This is a genomic window from Streptococcus pseudopneumoniae, assembly GCF_038148935.1.
GTDB lineage: Bacteria > Bacillota > Bacilli > Lactobacillales > Streptococcaceae > Streptococcus > Streptococcus pseudopneumoniae_U.
In genome coordinates, this window is the sequence record NZ_JBBJZX010000101.1 from 1 (window position 1) to 6,741 (window position 6,741).

Annotated in this window: 5 protein-coding genes; all 5 read right to left on the bottom strand. The window is 38.8% G+C overall.

Annotated elements, in window-relative coordinates; genetic code table 11:
* On the bottom strand, nucleotides 1-2,036 hold a 2,036-nt coding region (locus WKI42_RS09100; protein WP_368081755.1), incomplete at its 3' end, for an SHIRT domain-containing protein.
* 377 nt (nucleotides 2,037-2,413) lie between these two features.
* Entirely contained in the window at nucleotides 2,414-3,331 is a 918-nt protein-coding gene (locus tag WKI42_RS09105) for an N-acetylmuramoyl-L-alanine amidase family protein (protein ID WP_368081756.1), read from the bottom strand.
* Nucleotides 3,332-3,429: 98 nt separating this feature from the next.
* Nucleotides 3,430-4,119, bottom strand: coding sequence for a response regulator transcription factor (locus tag WKI42_RS09110; RefSeq protein WP_368081757.1), 690 nt, complete (start codon nucleotides 4,117-4,119; stop codon nucleotides 3,430-3,432).
* Nucleotides 4,120-4,130: 11 nt separating this feature from the next.
* Nucleotides 4,131-5,555, bottom strand: a complete 1,425-nt coding sequence (gene gndA / locus WKI42_RS09115) for an NADP-dependent phosphogluconate dehydrogenase (RefSeq protein WP_050252407.1) — start codon at nucleotides 5,553-5,555, stop codon at nucleotides 4,131-4,133.
* A 75-nt stretch (nucleotides 5,556-5,630) separates the two neighbouring features.
* Nucleotides 5,631-6,741, bottom strand: a 1,111-nt coding sequence (locus WKI42_RS09120) for a cell division site-positioning protein MapZ family protein (protein WP_368081758.1), incomplete at its 5' end; no start/stop codon positions are given.

Sequence of the window (6,741 nt, forward strand, 5' to 3'; positions counted from 1 at the left end):
GCTGGCAATGTCTTACCTGGTGTCCCACTTTCAAATTTATATGTTACACCATATTTATTAGATTCGAATACCCATGTTCCTATAAATTCTACATCTGCTTTATTTACTTGTTTATTTTCAGCATCGTAACTTTTGAATACCCATTTCCCATCGTTTTCTGCATCTATATACTCTGTAGTTGTCGGTTGTGTTGGTGTTACATTCGCTTCATTTTCGTAAGTAGCTGTATCTTTTGGCTTATAGTTTTCGATTACTGCTGGTAATACTTTTCCCTCTGTTCCACTTTGGAATCGGTAGGATACATTATAAAATGTAACATAACCTAGTTCTAAAACGTTAGCTTCTACTTTGTTAATAGGTAAATTTGTAGCTGAATCCAGGCTTAACCAGCCACTACCGATTCTACCTGCACTTGGATGAACATTACCCTCAACAGAACCTGTTACTTTTAGTACTGTATTTCCATTTGTATCTGCTAACTCTTTGGCTTTATCTTGATTAATACGAACAACCATCTGATTGATTTCTTCATCACTCTTATTAGGGAATAAAGCTTTAAGTTCTGTTGATGTAAGAGATCGAAGTGTCATATTGCGCAGAATTGTTTCAGCAATAGACTTACCTTCATCCGGTTTTACTACACTCTCAGCTATACTCTCATTTCGTTCATTTTCCGGTCTATTACTATCATATCCGTTTAAAGATCTAAGAATCATTCTAAATGTTATATTATGGTTACCTTTAGTTTCAACACCAAATGTGACTCTAGGGTCCGTATTACTAACGATTGAATTAAAGCTATCTTTTGTATTTCCTAAGGCTGTCCCTTCTTTTGAATACACATTTAGGATTTCCTTCGTTCCATCTTCCTTAATTCCAAGAGCATACAATGGTCTCCATGAGTAACCATTAAACTCTGCATATAATTTTTCCGGAACAACTAAATCTTTGTCTAAATTCACATTTAAGTCTACATAGGTGTAAGTTTTTTTCTTTTCATCTAATTTAAAATTATTATCCTTGTATGTGTTGGATAAAACCGGACCAACATATCCTACATGAGGATTTCTATACACAGTCATCGCTGTAGTTTTATCCATTTCAAACTCAGCTTTTAAAACCACTTCATTCACTTTTGTAGTATCATTATTGTCCGGTTTATACTCATCAATGATACGGCGGGTATTTTTTTCTTTGTCTTTTATTTCTTTATTTAAATTAGTATTAGGTAATACTTCTTCTGATTCTACATTCGTATCAATATGAACCTTATTATCATTAATGGCAAATTTATTCATTCCACCTATAATCGCAAATCCCATAGAAAATTTATCAGCAGGGAAAGGTGTATCTTGGTCATTTAGACTGGCATAAACACCATATAGCTTAGAATCAGCTGACAAGCCATTCGGAAAGGCTGTAGCTATAGTGTCTTCTGCCGAGAACAGTCTTGCACCATCTGCAATTTTCCCATTTACTGGCGGCCTATCAGACCAACCAAGAAAAGTTTTTGCAGCGCCACGGAAAAGACCTGGATTAGATAAGGGACTCCCTAATTTATCTGTAGCATTCTTATATGTATTTTCAGTATCTTTTTTTTCGTGTGATTCACTTGTCCATTGACCAATAAGACTTACTTTACCATCATAATTTGCTGGTTCTGTTGCTCTTTCAAGCCCTCTAGGTTTCTCATTATTATTTCTTGCTTCAACATTATCTTCTGGCTTAATAGGCCCATTTTCTGTTGATGCAGCTGTATTTGTATTGGTATTTTCTATTTCTGTGTCACCAGTATTAGCACCAGAAGTGCCTAGTGTGCTTGTTGTACTTGCTGAACCTGGTGTACTTGGTGGGGCTGGTGTGCCTGATACTGGTTCGCCTGCTCCTGGTCCATCCGCTTGAACAGTCGCCACACCAGTTGCAAAAAACAACACCGAAGCTACTGCTACACTAGCTACTCCCAAATGATGCTTTCTAATAGAATAGCGTAAAACTTTTTTCCCGTTTTCTTCACATTTTCTTGACTTAAAGTTCATTTTCAACCTCATTTCTTTTTTACAAATGGGTACTTATACCCCCCCTTAAATATTTAAGCATTTAAAGAAGGTTCGATTTTTAAGCCTAAAATTGTAATTGTTGTGATGCTTTCAAAAAAACACTTGATATTACACTAACATTATATACCTTTTTCTAAAACATGTCATGTAAAACTGGGCAAAAACTCAATTTTGTTAAAAATAAGTAAATAAGTAAATCTTTCCACAATAAACCGCATATTATCAAGGTTTTGCCAATTTTTTTGACGCCTGATAATATGCGGTTTTCTGATTTTAAAAAGTTTTTATCCAGTATCACTTCGTGAAGCTGCACTCTTACTTAAAATTTATCTCAAATTACAAAATACTATCATTATTTATTGAACCCATTCGCCATTATAATTGACAGAATAGCCATCTACAGTTGTATTCACTGCTAAAGCACCTGAACCATAAGCATAGTACCATTTACTACCGACCTGGAACCAGCCAATTGCCATAGCTCCTGATGAACGGAGATAGTACCACTTGTTACCAAGGTATTGCCAGCCCGTTTTCATATCACCATTTGGCTGGTCTAAATAATACCAAGTTGAGCCTTCTTGATACCAACCAGTTGCCATTGCACCTGAGGAACGGAGGTAGTACCACTTATTGCCAAGTTGCTTCCAACCAGTTTGCATGATACCAGTTTCTGGATCTAGATAGTACCAAGTTGAATTATCATTGATCCAACCAGCACGTCTTTCACCCCCAAGGTAGTCTTTCCCTGAATAACCTATTTTTGCTAAGTAATACCAGTTAGACTGATCATAAAGCCAACCTGTTTTTAAAGAATGGTCTTGATCAAAGTAATAATTTGCTAATTTAAGAACTTCTGAGCCTTCAAAGCCTTCACCATATTTTTTGCCAACATTTAACGAATCCTTAACTTCTAATTGTTTCCATCCAACAAATTCTTGAAGAACCCCATCTTGGTTAAAGTAGTACCACTTCGGTTGAAGGGCAATTTCGAAAACTGGTCGATTATCAAATAAATCATCACGATAACCTGTCCCAGGGATTTCTAAGTATTGCCAACCGACTACCATTTCTCCACTATCACCGAAATAGTAGGTTTTACCGTCTATTTTATACCAATAGATTGCTTTATGGTCATCTTTTATATAATATTTTCTATTATCCTTATCAACAAACTGTCCACCTGTAGTATCCGCCAATACTGTACTTGTCGCTAGCAAACCAAAGAAAAATACTGCCAATGCGATTGGCATCAATTTTTTTATTATTTTCATTAGACCTATCCTCCATAACTGATTGTAGCAAAGACCTGACTGCATGTCAATATATAAAAACTCCTCAAAAAAAGCAATTACATAACTGCAACTGCTTTCTATTCTTGCATGGTGTAACCAACACCACGAACGGTTTTAATGTAGCTTTTTTGACCTTTTACATCAAGCTTGCTACGTAGATAGCGGATATAGACATCCACGATATTAGTCTCTGTCGCACTTTCGTACTTCCAAACACTTTCCAATAACTGCTCACGAGTCAGAACTTTCTTGCTTCCCATAAGAGTAGCCAAAAGGTCATACTCACGACGGGTCAGGGCAATCATCTCCTCGCCACGATAAACAGTATGATGTTCTACATCCATACGCAGATTTCGGTAAGACGTTGGAACCTTCATCTGACTGCAGTGTTGATCGATAAAGTCCCGACCTCGGAAAATCGCTGAAATACGAGCTACCAGATTCTCAATAATAACCGGCTTATAGATGTAAGAAACGGCAAAGCGTTGGATTGTTTCAATCTGATCTTGCAATTCTTCGCGATGGTCCAAGACCATGATGACCGAGGCTGACTTAGTCCGACTCAGCTTGTCTGCAAAATCCTGGGCTGTCATATCCCCCAGATGAGCATTCAATAAAATCAAGTCATAGTCTGTCTGAAGAGCCATGGAGAGGGCTTTTTGCCCCTCCTCAACCTGATCAACTCGGTATTGCTCTTTTTGGAGTTCCAAACTTAAAAAATGAGCTAGATTTCGTTCTTTCTCAAGTAATAAAATCCGTTTCCCCATGGCAGACCTACTTATTTTTCGTCATACCAAGAGTAGTGGAAGATTCCTTCTTTGTCTTTACGTTGGTAAGTGTGGGCACCAAAGTAGTCACGTTGCGCTTGGATCAAGTTAGCTGGAAGGTCAGCTGAACGGTAGCTATCAAAGTAAGTAATAGCTGCTGAGAAGGTTGGTACTGGCACACCAGCTTGAACAGCAAGAGCTACGATATCACGCACTGCTTGTTGGTACTTAGCAGTAACATCCAAGAAGTACTCATCCAAAAGAAGGTTGGCAAGGTCTGCATCACGGTTATAAGCATCAGTAATCTTTTGCAAGAAACGAGAACGGATGATACAGCCATCACGCCAGATAGATGCGATGTCTGCAAATGGCAAATTCCAGTTGTTTTCTTTAGAAGCTACACGCAATTGAGCAAAACCTTGTGCATATGAAATGATTTTTGAGAAATAAAGGGCTTGACGGATCTTTTCAATCAACTCAGCCTTGTCTCCTTCAAATTTGAAGGCAGCTGGTTTTGGAAGAACCTTGCTAGCATGTACACGTTCTTCTTTGTAAGTTGAAATGTAACGTGCAAATACTGACTCAGTGATGAGTGACAATGGCACACCAAGGTCAAGTGATGATTGGCTAGTCCATTTACCAGTTCCCTTGTTACCTGCAGCATCAAGGATGTAGTCTACGATTGGTCCATCTTGACCTTCATCGTCTTTACGGCTCAAGATATCAGCTGTGATTTCGATCAAGTAGCTGTCCAATTCACCCTTGTTCCACTCAGTAAAGATTTCAGCCATGTCTTCTGCAGAAAGGCCTAGCAAGTGTTGCATCAAGTCATAGCTTTCTGCGATCAATTGCATGTCACCATACTCGATACCGTTGTGAACCATTTTCACATAGTGACCAGCTCCATCAGGACCGATGTAAGTCACACATGGTTTGCCATCTTCTGGTGCTTTAGCTGAGATTTCTTCGAGAACATCCGCAACCAATTCGTAGGCCTCTTTTTGTCCACCAGGCATGATAGAAGGACCTTCAAGGGCACCTTTTTCACCACCAGAAACCCCAGTACCGATAAAGTTGATACCTGAGTTTGCCAATTCTTCATTACGACGGATTGTATCTTTGTAGAAAGTATTTCCACCGTCAATCAAGATATCACCCTTGTCAAGGTGTGGAAGAAGGGCTTGAATTGTAGCATCTGTACCAGGTCCTGCTTGAACCATCAACATGATACGACGAGGTTTTTCGATTGAGTTTACAAAACTTTCAACATCATAGCTTGGTACAAAGTTCTTTTCAGGATGGCAAGCAATTACATCTTCAGTTTTTTCTTTACTACGGTTGTAAATAGCAACTGTGTAACCACGAGATTCAATATTAAGGGCAAGGTTACGACCCATTACGGCCATACCTACGACACCAAAGTTAGCTTTTGTCATTTGACACTCCTCTTGTTTGATTTGTTTTATTTTATCATTTTTACTTTTGAAAAGAAAGAATTTTGTAACGACTGCTTAGTAGTCCAAGTCATCCGCATGACCAGCGCCATTTCCGACAAAGTAGCCTGTCTTACAGTTAAGGGTAAAGAGATAGGTTCCATCTGGCTTGTAGAGGTTGTAATAACCATTGCCATTAACGATATTGACACGTTCAAGGATATATTGGTCTCCAGTGATATAGCCACGTGAACGTGAAGTCGCTAGAATTTGTTCCAAGACACCATCCGCAAAATCCCAAGCAGAGTTGTTACTATCATCAATAGCAGACTGATTATAGGCAACACGACTAGCACTTCTTTGAACAGCAACCCCTGCACTTGATACGCCCATATTGACTTCGCTACGAGAACTTCTAGTCTCATTTGAGGCAGCATTTGAACTACTTGGGCTTGTCTCACTAGTCGTATTTGAGCTTGCTTGACTTGAACTTGAGCTACTAGTTTGACTTGAACTTGAACTTGAGCTAGAAGTACTTGTTTGCTGACTCTTACCAAGGCTAATAGCCTTATCTAGCACTTTGTCAATCTCAGTATTGCCAGTTTTAATCTCTGTAAATTTAGCGTCCGATTTGGCTTTGGCATTGGTATCCAATACACCATTCACAATAGCTGGTTTTTCAAATTGTGCATTGACATCTTGAATGGCCTTGATTTGCGTTGCTAGACTATCATACTTCGATTTGGCAAGCGTATGTTCACGACTACCTTCCAGCTTATCAAGCAAGGTCTTAAGTTGACTCAGTTTATCAAACTGGCTATTTTTCAAAGCTGTTTTATTGCTGTCTGTGTAGAAGGCGTCGTATTGACTATTAAAATCTTCTAAAATAGGCTGAACATTCTGCTCGCTAGACGATGATTGAGAAGTTTGGATTTCCTGTGTTGAGCGATTCACTTGACGATAGACATAATATGCACTGACACAGATAATTACTGATACAAGCGCCAAAGCAGTTAAAACAAAGCCTTTTTTGCTTTTCTTTTCTGAGTCTTCTTGTTCCAGACGAGAAAGATTTTGCTCCTCTTCCACTTCTTCAGTCATTTCTGTTGGATTTTCATCCTCTAGCAATAGAGGATCCAAGCCTTGCTCCTCATCGTCCAGAGGCAAGGGTGGTAAGATGTCTTCAGAA